This is a genomic window from Parvibaculum sp. (genome assembly GCF_030694575.1).
In the GTDB taxonomy this organism is placed as follows: domain Bacteria; phylum Pseudomonadota; class Alphaproteobacteria; order Parvibaculales; family Parvibaculaceae; genus Parvibaculum.
Genome location: NZ_JAUYUS010000052.1, coordinates 70,404 through 86,498 on the forward strand (window position 1 = coordinate 70,404; position 16,095 = coordinate 86,498).

General features: G+C 59.1%; 15 protein-coding genes. 1 reads left to right on the forward strand and 14 read right to left on the reverse strand.

Annotation, left to right across the window (positions count from 1 at the left end; translation table 11 throughout):
• Nucleotides 1-4 precede the first annotated feature (4 nt).
• From Q8S60_RS08060 to Q8S60_RS08095, 8 genes are all read right to left on the reverse strand, one after another.
• Nucleotides 5-1,696 (reverse strand): FAD-dependent oxidoreductase, encoded by a 1,692-nt coding sequence (locus Q8S60_RS08060; RefSeq protein WP_012110703.1) that lies wholly within the window; start codon nt 1,694-1,696, stop codon nt 5-7.
• A 113-nt stretch (nt 1,697-1,809) separates the two neighbouring features.
• Nucleotides 1,810-2,265 (reverse strand): DUF3237 domain-containing protein, encoded by a 456-nt coding sequence (locus Q8S60_RS08065; RefSeq protein WP_012110702.1) that lies wholly within the window; start codon nt 2,263-2,265, stop codon nt 1,810-1,812.
• Nucleotides 2,266-2,360: 95 nt separating this feature from the next.
• Nucleotides 2,361-3,152, reverse strand: coding sequence for a 2-keto-4-pentenoate hydratase (locus Q8S60_RS08070; RefSeq protein WP_012110701.1), 792 nt, complete (start codon nt 3,150-3,152; stop codon nt 2,361-2,363).
• Nucleotides 3,142-3,924, reverse strand: coding sequence for an HpcH/HpaI aldolase/citrate lyase family protein (locus tag Q8S60_RS08075; RefSeq protein WP_012110700.1), 783 nt, complete (start codon nt 3,922-3,924; stop codon nt 3,142-3,144). The genes Q8S60_RS08070 and Q8S60_RS08075 overlap by 11 nt, the downstream gene beginning before the upstream one ends.
• Nucleotides 3,925-3,935: 11 nt before the next feature.
• Nucleotides 3,936-4,769, reverse strand: a complete 834-nt coding sequence (locus Q8S60_RS08080; RefSeq protein WP_012110699.1) for a fumarylacetoacetate hydrolase family protein — start codon at nt 4,767-4,769, stop codon at nt 3,936-3,938.
• Nucleotides 4,770-4,816: 47 nt separating this feature from the next.
• Nucleotides 4,817-5,719: a VOC family protein gene (locus Q8S60_RS08085; protein WP_012110698.1), complete on the reverse strand. Its 903-nt coding sequence runs from the start codon at nt 5,717-5,719 to the stop codon at nt 4,817-4,819.
• Nucleotides 5,720-5,731: 12 nt separating this feature from the next.
• On the reverse strand, nt 5,732-7,192 hold the full coding sequence (locus Q8S60_RS08090) for an aldehyde dehydrogenase (protein ID WP_012110697.1): 1,461 nt from the start codon (nt 7,190-7,192) through the stop codon (nt 5,732-5,734).
• The gene (locus Q8S60_RS08095) at nt 7,192-8,673 is read right to left on the reverse strand and encodes a 4-hydroxyphenylacetate 3-hydroxylase family protein (protein ID WP_012110696.1); all 1,482 of its coding nucleotides are present in this window, start codon (nt 8,671-8,673) and stop codon (nt 7,192-7,194) included. The genes Q8S60_RS08090 and Q8S60_RS08095 overlap by 1 nt, the downstream gene beginning before the upstream one ends.
• A gap of 270 nt (nt 8,674-8,943) precedes the next feature.
• Here Q8S60_RS08095 and Q8S60_RS08100 point away from each other — a divergent pair, with 270 nt between their 5' ends.
• Entirely contained in the window at nt 8,944-9,672 is a 729-nt protein-coding gene (locus Q8S60_RS08100) for a TetR/AcrR family transcriptional regulator (protein WP_012110695.1), read from the forward strand.
• A 229-nt stretch (nt 9,673-9,901) separates the two neighbouring features.
• Here the strand turns inward: Q8S60_RS08100 and Q8S60_RS08105 are convergent, their stop codons facing one another.
• The 6 genes from Q8S60_RS08105 to Q8S60_RS08130 all read right to left on the reverse strand — a co-directional run bounded on the left by Q8S60_RS08105 (nt 9,902) and on the right by Q8S60_RS08130 (nt 16,052).
• Nucleotides 9,902-10,228 carry a 2Fe-2S iron-sulfur cluster-binding protein gene (locus Q8S60_RS08105; RefSeq protein ID WP_012110694.1) on the reverse strand — a complete coding sequence of 109 codons (327 nt, stop codon included), beginning with the start codon at nt 10,226-10,228 and terminating at the stop codon, nt 9,902-9,904.
• A 106-nt stretch (nt 10,229-10,334) separates the two neighbouring features.
• On the reverse strand, nt 10,335-11,588 hold the full coding sequence (locus tag Q8S60_RS08110; RefSeq protein ID WP_012110693.1) for a cytochrome P450: 1,254 nt from the start codon (nt 11,586-11,588) through the stop codon (nt 10,335-10,337).
• A gap of 156 nt (nt 11,589-11,744) precedes the next feature.
• Complete coding sequence (locus Q8S60_RS08115) at nt 11,745-13,379, reverse strand: NAD(P)/FAD-dependent oxidoreductase (RefSeq protein ID WP_012110692.1); 1,635 nt, start codon at nt 13,377-13,379, stop codon at nt 11,745-11,747.
• 125 nt (nt 13,380-13,504) lie between these two features.
• Nucleotides 13,505-13,951 (reverse strand): PaaI family thioesterase, encoded by a 447-nt coding sequence (locus tag Q8S60_RS08120; protein WP_012110691.1) that lies wholly within the window; start codon nt 13,949-13,951, stop codon nt 13,505-13,507.
• Nucleotides 13,952-13,999: 48 nt separating this feature from the next.
• Nucleotides 14,000-15,133: a nitronate monooxygenase family protein gene (locus tag Q8S60_RS08125; protein ID WP_012110690.1), complete on the reverse strand. Its 1,134-nt coding sequence runs from the start codon at nt 15,131-15,133 to the stop codon at nt 14,000-14,002.
• A gap of 115 nt (nt 15,134-15,248) precedes the next feature.
• Complete coding sequence (locus Q8S60_RS08130) at nt 15,249-16,052, reverse strand: FadR/GntR family transcriptional regulator (protein WP_012110689.1); 804 nt, start codon at nt 16,050-16,052, stop codon at nt 15,249-15,251.
• Nucleotides 16,053-16,095: the final 43 nt, after the last annotated feature.

A 16,095-nucleotide genomic window follows, 5' to 3' on the forward strand; every position in this document is an offset into this window, starting at 1 on the left:
AACGTCAGATGAGTCCCGCTCCTTTCATGGCAGAAATGTAACCGAATGTCATGGCCGGTCCGATAGTCGCGCCGGGTCCGGGGTAGGAATTTCCCATGACCGACGCCGTGCTGTTGCCCGCCGCCCAAAGGCCCTCGATAACCTCCCCCGACTGCGAGACCACCTGTCCGAACCTGTTGATAACAAGCCCGCCGCGCGTGCCGATGTCGCCGGGATAGAGCCGGATGGCGAAGAAGGGAGCTTTCGTCAACGGCGCCAGGTTCGGATTTTTGAAATAGGGATCGCCGTACATGCGGTCATGCGCACTGTCGCCCCTATGATAGTCCTCATCGACACCGGTTTCGGCAAGCTTGTTGAATCGCTCCATCGACTTCGCGAGTCGATCCGCCGGAACGCCTATCTTCTCCGCAAGTTCCGCAAGGTCTGGCGCCGAGATCACGTCGCCGCTTTCGTTCCACCGCTTCGGTATGGGCTGGCGCGGCATGTTCGAGGCAATCATATAGTAATCCTTGTACGCCTTATCCAGGATAAGCCATACCGGCACGCAGGACGTATCTGTCCCGTTATGCATTTCGTAAATTCTGGTGACCACGTCGCAATAGGGCGCCGCCTCGTTTACAAAGCGATCGCCCGAGGAATTCACGATCATCGATCCCGGCAGCGAGCGCTCGAGAACGCAAAAATGCGGGTTCTCGTTGGCGTTTACGTGACTGACCGGACCCCACCAAGCGTCGTCCATCAGATCGAGCCGGGCACCAATGCTCTCACCGGCACGAATGGCATCGCCCATATCGCTTTCGGCGGCAAGCGACCATTTCGAGCTTGTGGGATGCGGCAGATAACGATCGCGCATTTCCTGATTGTGGGCGAAACCGCCGGCGGTCAGCGCCACGCCGCGCCGCGCCTTGTACCGAAGCGTCCTGCCGCCCTTCGACACCTCGGCGCCCACGACGCGACCGTTCTCCGTCACCAGCGACGTCAGGGCCGTATTCACTTCGAACGGAATGTTGGCACGCAATATGGAGTAAAAGAGCCGACCGGCGGTGCCCTGCCCCGCCGTCATCACTTTTCTTCCAAGCAGCCTGTTTGTGATCGTGTTGAAAGCCGCCTTCATGAACTTGCGTTTTCCATCCCAATGACGGCGCATCCGGGCGACCGAAAACAACTCGAACAGCAGGAGGCCGGCGTAATGAGTGCCCGACAGAACCGGCGGGCGGAAATATTTCTGATTGGCGCCAAGCAAAGTCCCGTTGAAGGGAACGGCTTCCAGGGCGCGGCCTTCAGGGAAGCCGCCAGTCGCTTCGGGGTAATAGTCCGAATATCCCTTGCTCCAAACGAAGCGCGTTTCCGTGTGATCGCGCAGGAACTCGATCATCTGCGGACCGTACTTCACAAACGATTCCTGAACTTCCGAGGGCACGCGGTTGCCGACCGTGCTGGCCATGTAGCTCCTGGCCCGTTCCTCCGAGTCCGGTAACCCGCCTTCGCGCACCAGGTAGTTGTTGGGAATCCAGACCACGCCACCCGATCGAGCCGTGCTGCCGCCCATATAAGGCGCTTTTTCGATCACCAGCGTATCGAGGCCCAGATGATTGGCCGTCAGAGCCGACACCATTCCGGCGCCGCCGCCGCCCACGACCAGCCAGTCTACTTCCTTGTCCCAGCGAATACCGGCTCCCGCTCCGTTGTCAGCCATATGCGTGCTCCCTCAATTTGTCCGACGCACCGAAACCCCATGCCGCCCGCTTGCAGCGCCGCATAAACGAACAGCGGGCAACCCGCCACCTCCCGCTCTCCGGGGTGCGTGTTTCAATCGTGCGCCTGCTCGTAAACCTGATACTCGATGCCGCCGGGATAAACGCGCCCTTCCCCGACGCCCAGAACCCTGTTCAACCATTTATATTTTTCGGCGCCGGTCTCGAAACGCAGCTGGCTCAAAAAATACGAGTCGCCGATTTTCGTTTCTCCGCCACTAAGCGCCGCGGTGACGAACTTGTCGTTATATTCGAGAAAGCCCGTATAATGAACATAGATGTGTGCGCCATCGTTCGTCTGCAGAACGATCCGCACGTCGATATGCCCCAAATTCTCGGAATCGATGACGATCCAGTCGGCGCCACTGCTGCAAACGGTGCCCGTTAGGCGATTGCCCTCGAACGCGCCCCCCGTAATGTTGGCGACAAGCCGCTTGCCATGCGTCGTGTCGCCGATGTCGAATGGCGAGGCGACAAGAACGTGAATTTTCATCAAAGGAACTAGCTTCATGTGCTTTTAATCCTTATACAGAATGATATAACCTGCATATGCGAGAAATTGCGCGACACTTTTCCTGTTTGGCGCAGTAACCGGCCGTCCACGACTCAGGTAAAACTCATCGACAGATCGCCCAATCCCTGGTCGAAGCGGCACAAAACGTCGTCGCCGGCCTTAACGGGGATTGCCCGCACAAAGGACCCGGTAAGCACGACCTGCCCCGGCTCGAAAACAACGCCGAATTGGCCGAGCTTGTTCGCAAGCCAGGCGACGGACGTGACGGGATTGCCCAGAACCGCCGAGGCATCGCCCTCGACTTCCAATTTGCCGTTCAACCTCAATTCGCCATGTACGCGCCGCACGTCGATCGCGTCGAGCCGTCTCGGATTGGCGCCCAGCACGACAGCGCCGCAGGCAGCCAGATCGGCCACGGTGTCGATCATGCCGAAACCGGGCTCCGGCATTACGCGGAAATCGACAATCTCAATCGCAGGGACAACAAAATCGGTCGCCCTGATGACGTCGACGGGCAGCACGCCCGGCCCCTTGAGCGCGTGCTTCATGACGAATGCGATTTCGATTTCGATCATCGGGCGGAAAAACCGGGAAGCATCGATCGGCGTCGCTTCAGGCAGGAACATGTCGTCGGTTATGGCGCTGAAATCCGGCTCCGAAGATCCGGCCATTTCCTGCATCGGTTTCGACGTGAGCCCTACCTTGTAGCCCTTCACCTTCGCGCCCGCGTCAACCTTGCGGCGGACGAACTCTTCCTGAACCAGATAGGAATCCTCGACGGTCAAGCCAGGATAGGTTCCGGTCAGCCGCCGGAGCGGCCTGCGTGTCTCGTAGACGTCGAAAAGCTCGTCAACGATTTTTGACCTTGTCGCACTATCCAGCATTTTTTGTTCCAGTTTTTTCTTTCACAGCCGTGAGACTCGCCATGCTCGCCGAAGAGAGCGCCGCGATGTCCGTCGTAACCGAGATCATTTGAAACCCCTGCGCGACGCGCAGCGGCGCGACGATCGCGTTCGACAGGACGGCTACCGCCTTGCCGTGCCGCCGGCAGGCAGCGACAACAGTCTTTATGGCATCGTCGAAAGCAGGCTTTCCGTCATTGTCTCCCGGCGGCAGACCAAGCGCGACCGAAAGGTCGAACGGCCCCACCAGGGCGGCATCGACCCCCGGCAAGCCGACGATTTCATCGACCTGATCGAGCGCGGAGCGCGTCTCAATCATCGGAACGACGGCAACACGGTCATTGGCCGTGAAGGCATACCCCGCGCCGTCGCGCGTTCCGACACGCACAGGCCCGAAGCTGCGGCGCCCCACCGGCGGATAGCGGCAGGAGTCAACCAAACTCCTCGCATCGTCGGCCGTCTGAATCATCGGAGCGACGACGCCAAGGGCACCCGCGTCCAGAACGCGGCCGACGATTCCCGGCTCGTTCCAGGGCACGCGTACAATTGCTGGAAGTCCGCGAATGTCAGCGGCGCGGATCATATCAAGCGCCTGTCCGTAGTCCATGCAGCCATGCTGCATATCGACGAGTATCCAGTCGAAGCCAAGCGACGAAACGGCCTCGACTCCGAGCGCGCCGGGCATCATGCACCAGGCGCCGAATGTCACCTCTCCAGCCGCCCAACGCGATTTCAGAGACACGGCTTCCGCCATTTTCATATCCCTCAGAACTGGCCGAGCGCGACGCGGCGCACCGCGTCGGTGTCGGTCGGCTGGTGACCGACATCATGCGCGGGTGCCGGCACTTCCTGGACGGTGTTCGAGATGCGTCCAATGCCCGTCACCTCCACTTCGACGACGTCGCCGATATTCATGGGCCGCGAGTTGGCGGGCGTGCCGGTCAGCACAATGTCGCCCGGAAGGAAAGTAATGTGACGCGAGAGATCGGCGAAGATGTAGTCGATCGGAAAGGTCATCTCGCTGACCGGCCCGTCCTGCACCATCTTGCCGTTGATGTAGGTGCGGACGCTTTCCTTGCGGATGTCGACACCGCGCACGATGCCCGGACCAATGGGACAGAAACCGTCCTGCCCCTTGACGCGCAACATGGAGCCTGCATCCGTGTCGCGGAAATCCTGCGCGCCGACATCGTTGGCCGGCGCGAAGCCCGCAAGGCAGTCCCACACTTCATCGGGCGCGACATTGCGCATCGGCTTGCCGACGATCGCCGCGATCTCGCCTTCGTAGTTCAGGTAGCGGCAGTCGGCCGGACGGTTCAGAAAGCCGCGATGGGAATTGAGCGTCGTCAGCGGCTTCTGAAAGTAGGTTGGCGTGACGAGAGGCGGCGCCTTGAACTCGACGCGGCGCGAATCGTAGTTCAGGTGAATGCAGATGATCTTGGTCGGATCGCAAGGCGGAAGATAGGTCGCGGCGGCTTCGTCCACCGTCCGTCCGTCTCCAAGGCGGAGCTTGCCGCCCTCCTCCGGCTTCACCCAGACCGGCGTTCCCTGATGCAGGATACGCCGCCATTCCTCGCGCGGACCGTCCAGAACCGACATGTGTTTTCCTCCCTCTTTCATTCGGCAATATGGAATGGACGCTCCGGTCACACTTCCATCAGCCCCTTTTTCATGACTTCTTCGTTCTGCTCATGGCCATAGGTGTCGCGCTGGTAATATTCCGACTGGTGCGTCGCCTCGCGCGCGCCCCAACCCACCTCGCACATAAAGCCGGACGGGTTGAGGAAGTAGAAGGAATACATGTGATCGTTCGCGTGGCGGCCGGGCATCATGGTGATGGGGATGCCCGCCTGGCGGACGATCTCATAGGTGAGGCCGACATCATCGAAACTTTCCACCTCGAGCATCAGGTGGTTGATGCGCTTTTCGCCGGGCGGACCGAAGGCCACCGTGTGGTCGCGCGTATTGCAGTGCATGAACATGAGGTCGAAGGGCTTGTCGAGACCGGGAAAGGGAATGCGGTATTCGACACCGCCGCGCATGCCGAGCAGCTTGTAGAACTCATAGGTCTTTTCGAAGCCGACCGTTTCCTTCTGAATGAGATGGCCCAATCCGCCCTCGCCCGTCTTGAAGCGGCCATGCATGCGGCGGCCGGGGTGAAAGGGCTTGTCGGACTGCACCTGCGGCCCGTGGAAAATCTCGATCGGGAAACCGCTCGCATCCTTGAGCTTCATCACTTCGATGACACGGCGATCCGCCGCTTCCTCATAAGAGCCGATCCGCACGTCGATGCCGGCATTGGTAAGCTTCCTGTGCATCTCGCGGAATTCCTCGACGCCCGCGACGCGGAAACCGAGGAAATTCAGATCGTCCGTACCGTCCTCTTCCAGGATGATGCGGTGATGCCAGTAATCCATCCGCAGATAGCAGCGGCCCGCCTCGCCCTCATCCGCCACTTCGAGGCCGAGGATCTTCGTTGCGTAGTCCTTCCAGTCATTGAGGCTCTTTACGCCGAGCCCCATATAGCCGAGTTCCGTGACCTGAACCATGTGTGCCTCCCCTCAGGCGAACGATCCCTTGCGGACCGAAATGTTTTTTATGTCAGTGTAGAAATCGAAGCTCCAGGTGCCGCCCTCGCGGCCGATGCCGGAGTCCTTCGCGCCGCCGAAAGGCGCCGCCAGATCGCGGACGAAGAAGCAATTGACCCAGAGCGTGCCAGCCGTGACGCGCGAGGCGATGTCCATCGCGCGCTTTTCGTTGCGGCTGAACAAGGTGCCCGCGAGACCGTACCGCGTGTTGTTGGCAAGCTCGATCACCTCGTCGTCGGAGGAGAAGTTCTGCCAGGTGAGGACCGGGCCGAAGACCTCGCGCTGAGCGATCTCGAGCTCCGGCGTGATGTTCGCGAAGAGCGTCGGCTCGAAATAGAGTTCGCCGAAATTCGCGCGGTTGCCGCCCCAGAGCGGTACGGCGCCATCCGCCCTGGCCCGCTCGACGAAACCGGCCACGCGCGCGAAGTGCTCCTTGTGAATGAGCGGTCCGACGCGCGTATCCTTGTCGCGCGGGTCGCCGACGATCATGTGGCTTGCGGCGCCACGCACTTTTTCCAGGAACTCTTCCTCGATCTTCTTCTCGACCATGATGCGGGTGCCTGCGAGGCAGACCTGACCTGCATTCATGTATTGCCCGGCGACCGTCTGCGCGGCCGCATCGAGATCGGCATCGGCACAGACGATGAAGGGCGATTTGCCGCCAAGCTCGGCGCTCATGGGCGTGATCGAACGCGCCGCCGCCTGCCCGATGATCTTCGCCGTGTCGGTCGAGCCGGTGAAACTGATGCGGTCGACATCGGGATGGTTGACGAGCGCATCGCCCGCCTCCTCCCCGATCCCCTGCACGACATTGAGAACGCCCGCGGGAACGCCCGCCGCATGCGCAATGTCGGCCATCAGCGAGCAGGTGAGCGGCGCCCATTCCGGCGGCTTGACGACCACGGTGTTACCCGCTGCAAGCGCTGGGCCGACCTTCCAGGTGGTCAGCATGAGGGGCGCATTCCACGGCGTGATGAGAACCGCGACGCCGGCTGGATCGTATCTCACATGGTTCACGACTTCCGGCGAGTCGATCGAATGACCATCAAGCGTCAAAGCCCAGTCGGCGAAGAACTCGATATTCTGCGCCGCGCGCGGCACGACACGATGGACATTGCCCATGAGGAGCGAGCCGTTGTCCATCGTCTCGACGGCGGCGAGATCGTTCACCCGCGCCTTGATGCCTTCGGCGAACTTCTTGAGGATCGGCAGACGTCCCTTCGGACCGAGCGCCGCCCAGGCGGGAAAGGCCTTGCGTGCCGCCGCGACGGCCGCATCCGCCTCCGCCTTGCCGCCCGCCGACAGATCGCCGAGATGCGAGCCGTCGATGGGCGAGAAGTTGGCGAATTTCTGCTTCGAGGCGACACGCTTTCCGCCGATCCAGTGATCGGTGGAAATGTCGACGCCCGCGACTTTTACGCTGTTACCGTTCATCACACGGCCTCCGCGACATGGCGGTCCGCTTTTTTCATCGCGCCAATGTCCTCGGTCAGAAAGCGATCGACCAACTCGTTGGCGCGGGTGCGGTCACCGAACAGATGGGCCATCTGATAGTTACGGACCGAAGATCCGAGATAGAAGCGCTCGTACTGGAGGTTCCGGCCAGCAAGGCCCGTGCCGACGAAATCCCATGCGAGCCGGAAGACACGCGCGCGCTGCTCGGCACCCACATCGCCAGCGCCGCGCAGATAATGGTCGATGAGCGGCCGAAGACCGGCATCGTCGAGTTGAGCGCGGCTCGGGGCGGCGAAGACGTTATGCGACCCGATGAGTTGGATGATTTCGCTGACCCGCGCCATCCATCGCGGCATCGACGCGCGAAGGGCGGCGAAGGGTTGGGCATCCGGCAGCCAGACGCCGTTGCCATAGTCTATAGCCCCGTCTTCGGCGGCTTTCAGGCAGGCGCGGGTCAATTCGGCATAGCTCCAGATTTCGCCGAGCATCTCCCATGTCTGCGGCTTGACGTCGTTGATCACCTCGGTCATCCGCGAGGCGAGGCCCCAGGCAAATTCGAGTTTCGTCAGCGCCCGGACCGTTGTCTGCTGCATGACGTTCGGCCACCAGCTGCGCATCATGACCGAATTGTAGACGGCGGTGTTGCAGTTGACGTGCAGACGGTTCCGGGGCACTTCGACATTGTCGAAGATCACGAAGGCATCCTGCTCATCGAACCGGCCCGAGATGGGGTGATCGAAAAAATTGCTGCTTTCGGAAAACGAATCCCGGCAGATGAATTTGAGACCAGGGGTGGACATCGGAATGCAGAAGGAGATCGCGTACTCGTCGCAATCGGGCGGCAAGGGATGGGACGGATAGACCGCAATCTCGTCGGCGAAAGGGGCGAGCGTCGCGAGGATCCGCGCACCGCGCACGACGATGCCGTGCTCCGTTTCGCCAACCTTGCGAAGGGCCACATCGTTGCCGGGTTGCGGCGCGTCGCCCTGCGCCTTGTCAATGGTCGGATTGACGATCGTATGCGTCAGCGAAATGTCGTTGCGGCGCAGATATTTCTGATAGTTGACGAGGTTTTCCGCGCCCTCCTCGTTGCCATTTACGGCCCACTCCTCGGCGCGGCCAGCGAAGCCCGCATAGGTCACATTCATATAGTCCGGCGTGCGGCCCATCAGGCCGACTGAATATGCGGCGATTTTTTCCAGCCCCGCGCGACGACGCGCCAGATCCTGCCTCGATCGAGGAATCATATGGCTAACATTGATCTTTTCACCCGTCTCGGGATCCGGCATCAGGCAGGCGTCAGCCTCTTTATGCTGGAGATCATAGACGGCTGCGACGCCACGCGCCGCGCCCGCGAATGCGGGGTCGTCGGCGACGCTCTCGATCTTTCGGTCGCCGACCCAAATCTCCCGAGGTTGCTTGAGGCCCTCCAAAAACTGTGCGCCCGTACGTGCCGGCATGGCTTTCTCCCTTTACACTCGTATTGATTCTTGTCTCGACACCCGGCTCAAGTGGCATGGCTGGCAAATCCACCCGCAACCATCCATATCTTATATATACTCATTTATGAGTGGACTCATATCTTCCGCACGTTGCACAAACTTGTCAACCGGCGAGGCTCGCCGACAATTGGCGCAGGAATGGTCGAGATACTTGCCGTGCCGCCAAATAATCTGACAGACGGGGCCTGGCGGCCGCTGGACGCAACCACACAATAATCAGGACGCTCGATGGACACACCCTCGAAAACTAGCAAGCAAGTCAGATCCAAATCCGCAAAGGGAGAACGTCCGCAGACGGAAGGGCGAAGAGAGCGCAACAAGCGGGAAAAGGTCGCGCGCATCACGGCGGCGGCCCGTACTCTGTTTCACATCAAGGGTTATACGGAAACGACCACGCAGGAAGTGGCGGAAGCTGCCGACATCGGAGCTGGCACACTATTTCTCTATGCTAAATCAAAGGAAGACCTCCTCATCCTTGTTTTCAAGGATGAAATGAGCCAGTTGATAGAGGAAGTGTATGGAACAATTCGGAAGAAGGCCCCGCTGCTTGAGCAAACGGAGTCATTGTTCGACGGATTTATTGAATATCACAGACGCGATGTTGTCATTGCCCGCGCGCTAATTCGCGAACTCAGCTTCTCCGGCAACCCCGGGCGCCGGAAAGACGTGCTCACCATTCCAGAAGCGATTATCGAAAAGCTTGTCCATTTCGTCTCAGCCGCTCAGTCGCGCGGCGAAATTCACGCCGATATCGATCCGGTCGAAGCAGCGCGGTGTCTGTTTGCCATCTATTATCAGCAGTTGCAAACCTGGCTGGGAACCTATGTCAGCCACAGCATCTTCAAAAAAAACATGCATGTACTGCTCAAATTCGTGGTCGACGGAATGTCCGTAGACGGCATACACAAAACAGAACCCTCGCGAAATAAGCGAACGTCGCAGAACGGGAAAAAATAAGAACAGGCTCGCTAAACCAACACTTGGAGAAAAGCGGCGCCTTCGAAGGCGAATGAGTTTGGCTGATTCAGCATTCCAACACTGCCGGCTTTCGAGATCGGCACGAAGACAAGGTTTGGGTCAGGAGTATCTCTCTCGACCCAAGGGGCAGTCGACGCCCGTCTTTCAAGGGGAGGATCGGGGGAGGGGCCTCGAAATCCGCGCGCCGACTGCGACTAGGGTTCGGACCCTAGTGCTGACCGTCAGGTATTCTCAACATGAGACCGTCGAGATCGTCGGTCATGGTGATCTGACAAGCAAGGCGGCTGTTTTCCGTCGAACCCTCGGCAAACTGTAGTAAGTTGGCTTCCATGCCGCCCGGCTCGGCCATGCCGGTCCGGGCCATCCACGCGGCATCGACATGTACATGGCAGGTCGCGCAGGCGCACTCGCCGCCGCAATCGCCGTCAATACCCGGCACACTGTTGTTGACTGCGGCATCCCTCGCGGTTGTGCCGCTCTTGACCGCAATCGGATATTCGACGCCGTCCGGTTCGATGAAAATGATTGTGGGCATTTTTTCTCTTGTCAATCATGCCGGGTGAAAAGCCGGCTGGGGCGTTTTCGCGACGAACCGCGAGCGCCGCTCCGTCGCGAATTAATGCGCCGGACCGGGCCCGGCTCTAATGCACGTACAGCTTCACCGGCAAATGGGTGAACCCTCGGATGAAGTTGGACAGCGTTCTCTCGGGTGCGCCGACGACCTCCACCTTGCTGAAACGCTTCAGGATTTCTTCCCAGATGATGCGCAACTGCAGCTCCGCCACGCGGTTCCCCATACAGCGATGTACGCCGAAACCGAAGGAAAGATGGTGACGGGAATTCGGACGGTTGATGATGAACTCGTTCGGACGGTCGATCACCTCGTCGTCCCGGTTTCCCGAGAGGTACCACATGACGACTTTGTCGCCCTTCCTGATCTTCTTGCCACCGATTTCGGCGTCCATGAGCGCCGTCCGACGCATATGCGTCAGCGGCGTCTGCCAACGGATGATCTCGGGGATCATTTTCGGGATGAGATCCGGATCGGCCATCAGCTTGCGATATTCGGCCGGGTTCTGATTAAGAGCGAGCACCCCGCCGCTGATGGAATTGCGCGTGGTGTCGTTACCGCCCACGATCAGGAGAATCAGGTTTCCGAGGAATTCGAGATACGGCATGTCCCGCGTCGCCGGCGAATGCACCATCATCGAGATCAGATCGGGCTTCGGCGGCTCGTTGACCCGCTGGTCCCACAGACCCTTGAAGTAGTGCGCACATTCGAGGAGTTCCTCGCGGCGCTGCTCAAACGAAGAAACCACGCCCGTCTCTGGTGTTGAGGTCGCAACATCTGACCAGCGCGTGAGCTTGCGCCGCTCCTCCCAAGGGAAATCGAACAGTGTCGCCAGCGTCATTGTCGTAAGCTCGATGGAAACTCGATCAACCCAATCGATCTCCTCGCCTATGGGAAGAGAATCGAGAATAATCCCTGCGCGCTCGCGGATGATGGGCTCCAGCAGAACAAGATTGGACGGGGCGACAGCTGGACTGACTGCCTTGCGCTGAGCGTCGTGCTTGGGGGGATCCATCGCAATGAACATCTCAAGCTCAAGCGCCGCTTCGCCGCTTTGCATGTCCTGCAGGGCGATACCACCAAGTTTAGCCTCCGAGGAAAATGTCTGGTGGTTCACCTCGACCTGCATGATGTCGTTGAATTTCGTTACCGACCAGTAGGGCCCGTAGGCGCTCTCGGGGCAATAATGGACGGGGTCTTCCCGCCGCAGCCGGGCGAAGTAACTCCCAATCATGTCGCTTTGAAAGAGCTTTGGATCGCTGACATCCATCTGAGAAAGCGGGACCGTCGAAGCAGTATCTCCAACCAATGTGTCGGTCGTCATCTCTCTGCCCTCCAGATCGTCGTCTACGCAGCATCCACCCGTCGTGCGGATGCTATCCAAATTCATTATAATAAATCATGTGGGCGATTCAGCGTCAAACACTTTCGTTCCCGCACGCGCCCTCCAAAAAACGGTAGGGAGGCCGCCCCAGTTCCATCAATCCAAGACGAATCCCTCATAATCCTTGGCCGCAGCGGTATTGCACTGGTCCATATAAATGGGTACGCCGGGGAAATTAAGAAGCTGACGCGGCTTTCCCGGAATGTTAGCGCCCATGTACCAGGAATCGGCCCGGGGAAAGAGTGTCATGCCGGCGATGGAATTCAGGAGCTGCGCCCATTCTTCCTCCGCCTGAGCGGTCGCCTCAATCCGCCCCTTGTTATTCTCGCGCATATGCTTGAGGCAATCGACGACCCATTCACCCTGCATTTCGGCGCATGTCGGGCCATTGCAGAATCCGGAAGGACTTTGCGGACCGTAAAGAAAAAGCATGTTCGGGAATCCCGACGTCGCGAAACCGAGATAAGTACGTGCACCCTCGGTCCATTTTTCCTTGAGCGTTATGCCGCCCGTCCCGTGTATATCGATCTGGGTCAACCCGCCGGTCACGGCATCGAACCCGGTCGCCAGGACAAGCATATCGAGCTCAACCAACCCATCCGACGTAAGCACTCCTTCGGGAACTATTTCCACGATCGGCATCTCGCGCACATCGACCAAGCTGACGTTGTCCTGATTGAACGCTTCGTAGTACCACTGCTCCAGCGAGGGGCGCTTGACGCCGAAGGGATGCGGCGGCTCCATCGGTGCGAGTTTGTCTGCCAATGCCGGATTCTTGATCCGGGCGCGGGTCTTGTCGCGCCAGAAATCGTACATGGTACGATTTGCTTCCTCATTCGTCAGGATGTCGGAAAATCCACCAATCCAATAGTGGAAGCCACCTTTTTGCCAGAGCTTTTCATAAAGCGCGCAGCGCTCTTCCGGCGGCACTTCCAGCGCGGACCTTTCGTCCCTCAGAATGTCGAATCCGCCAAACGTCTCCCGCCGTATACGGAATATCTCCGGATAATCAGCCTTCATCCGCTGCTGCGTCTCGACGTCGAGCTTGCGCTGCTGCATCGGCAGAGCGAGGATCGGCGTGCGTTGGAACACCGTCAGATGCGCCGCATCCTTGCTGGCTTCCTGCACCACCTGAACGCCGCTCGCTCCGGTTCCCACGACGCCAACCCGCTTGCCCGTGAAACTGGCGCCTTCCTGGGGCCACAATCCCGTGTGAAATGATTCTCCAGCGAAGCTTTCAAGACCCTTGTAGTTCGGAATATAGGGTTTCGACGCAAAACCTGTGCAAAGGATAAAGAACCGGGCGCGCACGACGGTGCCATCGGTCGTGCGAATGACCCATTGATCGCGCGCTTCGTCGAATTCTGCCGCGCTGACGCGCATGCCAAATCTTATGTCACGGCTGAGATCGAGTTTTTTGTCGACGTAGTGGAAGTAGCGGCGCAGTTCATCCCAAGCCGGAAACCTCTCGGTCCAGTTCCAGTCGCGCCATAACTCCTCGATCGAAAATTCATAAATCGGGATATGAGAATCGACCCGCGCGCCAGGATAGCAGTTCCAGTACCAGATGCCCCCCATGTCGGCACCGGCCTCAAACAGGCGCACTTTGAAACCTTCTTGCCGCAAGCGGTGAAGCTGATAGATGCCATTGAATCCCGCTCCGACAATGAGGGCATCAAATACTTCGGCATCGTCATTTTTTTGCGTCTGGCTGGATTGTACCGAACTCATGGAAACAGCTTCCCTTCATATCCCAGCCACGAAACGGTGGGTGTCGTTCCGGAATTTACCTCATCGAAACCATATTCGGTCGCCGAGCAATCTTCCTCGCAGCGCCGGGAGGGGAGCTGCGTTGCCTAAGCGGGCTTTGGATCGCGAATGAGAACGGTGCCCTGGGCCGCACAACAGGCGCGGCCCTCGTTCGTCACATCTATACGAACCACCGCAGTCGATTTTGTCATCGCGATCAATTCGGCCACTGCTATCACCTTGCCCGACGATACCGGCGCCAGCAGATTGAGCTTGAATTCCGTCGTGGCCGCCCACTGTCCTTTCCGCATATGCGGATAGCAAACGCAGCCGAGAACATGGTCGCACATCGCAGCCAGCACCCCACCATGCATGTTTCCGATCGGCGTCAACAGCCGGTCGGAGACTTCCATCTCGGCAGTGAGCTTGCCCGGCTCGATATGCGTGATGCGGACCCCCAGAAACTCGGGCAACCCTTTCATTGAATTGCTGGCGTTTATGAAGCCCTGTGCGATTTCCTGGTTGAACTCCGGCAGTTTTGCAACAATTGTCATTTCGTTTTCTCCGAACCTTCAATGATCCCCAAGGCGCGCAGCCGAGGCTTACAGATAGGTGTTTGCGCTGCTCAACGAGTTTTCGGCGCTTTTCACGAGATCGGCCATGACTTCCGCAGCCGGCCTTACCTTGTGAATGAGACCCATGCCCTGCCCTGCGAAACCGGGAGCGATATCTTTCCGCTTTACCGCCGCCGCCGCCGCCAGCACCGGCATCGCAACCATGGGTTGGAAGGGCATGGGCAACGGCTCCAGACCCGCCTCGACAAAAGCCTCGGACCACTTGTTGCGAATGATCCGGGCCGGCTTTCCGGTGACGGTTCGAGAAACCAGTGTGTCACCGTCACCCGACTCGACAATCGCTTCCTTCTGGAAGTCCTCGATGCCCGCCTCTTCGGTGGCGAGAAACGCCGTACCGATCCAGGCACCTTCGGCGCCGAGCATCATTGCAGCCGCGATGCCGCGCCCATCGGAAATGCCGCCCGCACCAAGCACTGGAATGCGGCCAGCGATCGCATCGACAACCTGCGGAATGAGCGCCATCGTTCCGACGGGTGAATTGTGCCCGCCCCCGTCATGGCCTTGCGCAACGATCAGATCGATGCCGGAATTGACTACCTGCAGCGCATGCTTTACCGCGCCGACGACTGCCATCACCTTGGTGCCGTTGGCATGGAGCCGATCAAGCCAGGGCCCCGGATTGCCGAGACCCGCCGCATAGACAGGAACCCGCTCCTCAACAACGACTTCCATTTGCGCTTCGAAGAATTCCTTGGAAAACAGCGGCGCGTTCGATTTTGACGACCGGTGAGCTTCCTCGGATTCCCGCGCCCTGGATTTCAGCGGCGGAATGTTTTCCTTCTTCAGAAAATCTTGCGCGAATTTTTGGTACTCAGGCAGCATATCCATCGGAGACGGACCCGCCTTGCCCTTGTAGGCTTCCCTACGCACGGAGGCTGGCAGCAGGGTGTCAACACCAAATGGCTTGTCCGTCAGCGATCGCGTTTCCCGAATCCATTCGCGCAACTGATCGGGAGAGCAAGCAGCCGCGCCAAGCACACCGAGGCCACCCGCATTCGATACCGCCGCCGCAAGCCGCGGAACGCTCGCGCCGCCCATACCGGCCAGCAAGATCGGGTATTTAATACCTAGAATATCACATACTCGGCTATGCAGAGTCATAGCTAACCTCCCATGGGGCGACTTCATTGGCCGCGCTATTTATGATCATAAATTAGCGACACCCGGGGAGCGGCGCAAGTGCTGCAAAAACGACATCGCAATCGCGAACACTCGCCTAGCGTTTCCGTCGGGGAACCCGCGGCACGCTCAGGTCGTCCGCATCCTGCCAACGCACGATTTTGGACATGATGTCGGGATATCGAGCTTCCAGATACTTGTCCGATCGGCTTATGAACCGGGACATTTCGGTGAAAGCGAGGTCTGGGTTGCGATCTTCAATCGCCTTGAGAAGCCGTCCGTACGCCTTGATCTGATAGTCACGCTCACCCTCCGTATAAATTATACCGACTTCCGACGCATTCGTGATGTTGTGAAGCGAACCGATTAGGAATCCGATCAAGGGATTGCCAGACGCCCATGCAAGCACGTCGTGGAAACGCCTGTTCTCCTCCGCATAGGAGTCGCAAGATACGGACAGCGTCTTCAAAGTGGCCAATGACGTATTCAGCTTGTCGATATCCTCATCGGACGCACGCTCCGCCGCAAGCGCCGCCATGGTCGGGCCGACCGCTTGTCTCACTTCAATCAGCGAACGGAACGTGGTGCCGAGAAACTGCAGCAGCAACGCCATTGTACTGGCAAAATCTTTCGGTCGGGGCTCCTGAACGATCGGCCCACCGCCAGGGCCGGGCCGCAGAAAAATGATGCCCTGCAGTTCCAGAAACCTGAGGGCCTCCCGCAAAGTCGCGCGGGCCACCCCATACCGTACGAGCATCTCCTGTTCTGGCAGCAAGCGATCTCCGACCTCGGCACCTTGCTGCTCGATGTCCTCGACAATCTGCCTTGCAACTGTGAGGGCACGCTTGCCGGACCCTTTCGGAAATCGGTTGACTCGTGAAACGGACGCGATCGCTTTCATTTCAGATACCCGCATACTTCATTGTTTTTAAGATCAATCGCCC

Excerpts from the sequence above, each read along its gene's own strand:
- Q8S60_RS08115 (WP_012110692.1), bottom strand. The coding sequence starts at position 13,379 with ATGAGTTCGGTACAATCCAGCCAGACGCAAAAAAATGACGATGCCGAA.
- Q8S60_RS08130 (WP_012110689.1), bottom strand. The coding sequence starts at position 16,052 with ATGAAAGCGATCGCGTCCGTTTCACGAGTCAACCGATTTCCGAAAGGG.
- Q8S60_RS08090 (WP_012110697.1), bottom strand. The coding sequence starts at position 7,192 with ATGAACGGTAACAGCGTAAAAGTCGCGGGCGTCGACATTTCCACCGAT.
- Q8S60_RS08080 (WP_012110699.1), bottom strand. The coding sequence starts at position 4,769 with ATGTCGGTTCTGGACGGTCCGCGCGAGGAATGGCGGCGTATCCTGCAT.
- Q8S60_RS08100 (WP_012110695.1), top strand. The coding sequence starts at position 8,944 with ATGGACACACCCTCGAAAACTAGCAAGCAAGTCAGATCCAAATCCGCA.
- Q8S60_RS08110 (WP_012110693.1), bottom strand. The coding sequence starts at position 11,588 with ATGACGACCGACACATTGGTTGGAGATACTGCTTCGACGGTCCCGCTT.
- Q8S60_RS08125 (WP_012110690.1), bottom strand. The coding sequence starts at position 15,133 with ATGACTCTGCATAGCCGAGTATGTGATATTCTAGGTATTAAATACCCG.
- Q8S60_RS08120 (WP_012110691.1), bottom strand. The coding sequence starts at position 13,951 with ATGACAATTGTTGCAAAACTGCCGGAGTTCAACCAGGAAATCGCACAG.
- Q8S60_RS08065 (WP_012110702.1), bottom strand. The coding sequence starts at position 2,265 with ATGAAGCTAGTTCCTTTGATGAAAATTCACGTTCTTGTCGCCTCGCCA.
- Q8S60_RS08105 (WP_012110694.1), bottom strand. The coding sequence starts at position 10,228 with ATGCCCACAATCATTTTCATCGAACCGGACGGCGTCGAATATCCGATT.
- Q8S60_RS08075 (WP_012110700.1), bottom strand. The coding sequence starts at position 3,924 with ATGGCGGAAGCCGTGTCTCTGAAATCGCGTTGGGCGGCTGGAGAGGTG.
- Q8S60_RS08060 (WP_012110703.1), bottom strand. The coding sequence starts at position 1,696 with ATGGCTGACAACGGAGCGGGAGCCGGTATTCGCTGGGACAAGGAAGTA.
- Q8S60_RS08070 (WP_012110701.1), bottom strand. The coding sequence starts at position 3,152 with ATGCTGGATAGTGCGACAAGGTCAAAAATCGTTGACGAGCTTTTCGAC.
- Q8S60_RS08095 (WP_012110696.1), bottom strand. The coding sequence starts at position 8,673 with ATGCCGGCACGTACGGGCGCACAGTTTTTGGAGGGCCTCAAGCAACCT.
- Q8S60_RS08085 (WP_012110698.1), bottom strand. The coding sequence starts at position 5,719 with ATGGTTCAGGTCACGGAACTCGGCTATATGGGGCTCGGCGTAAAGAGC.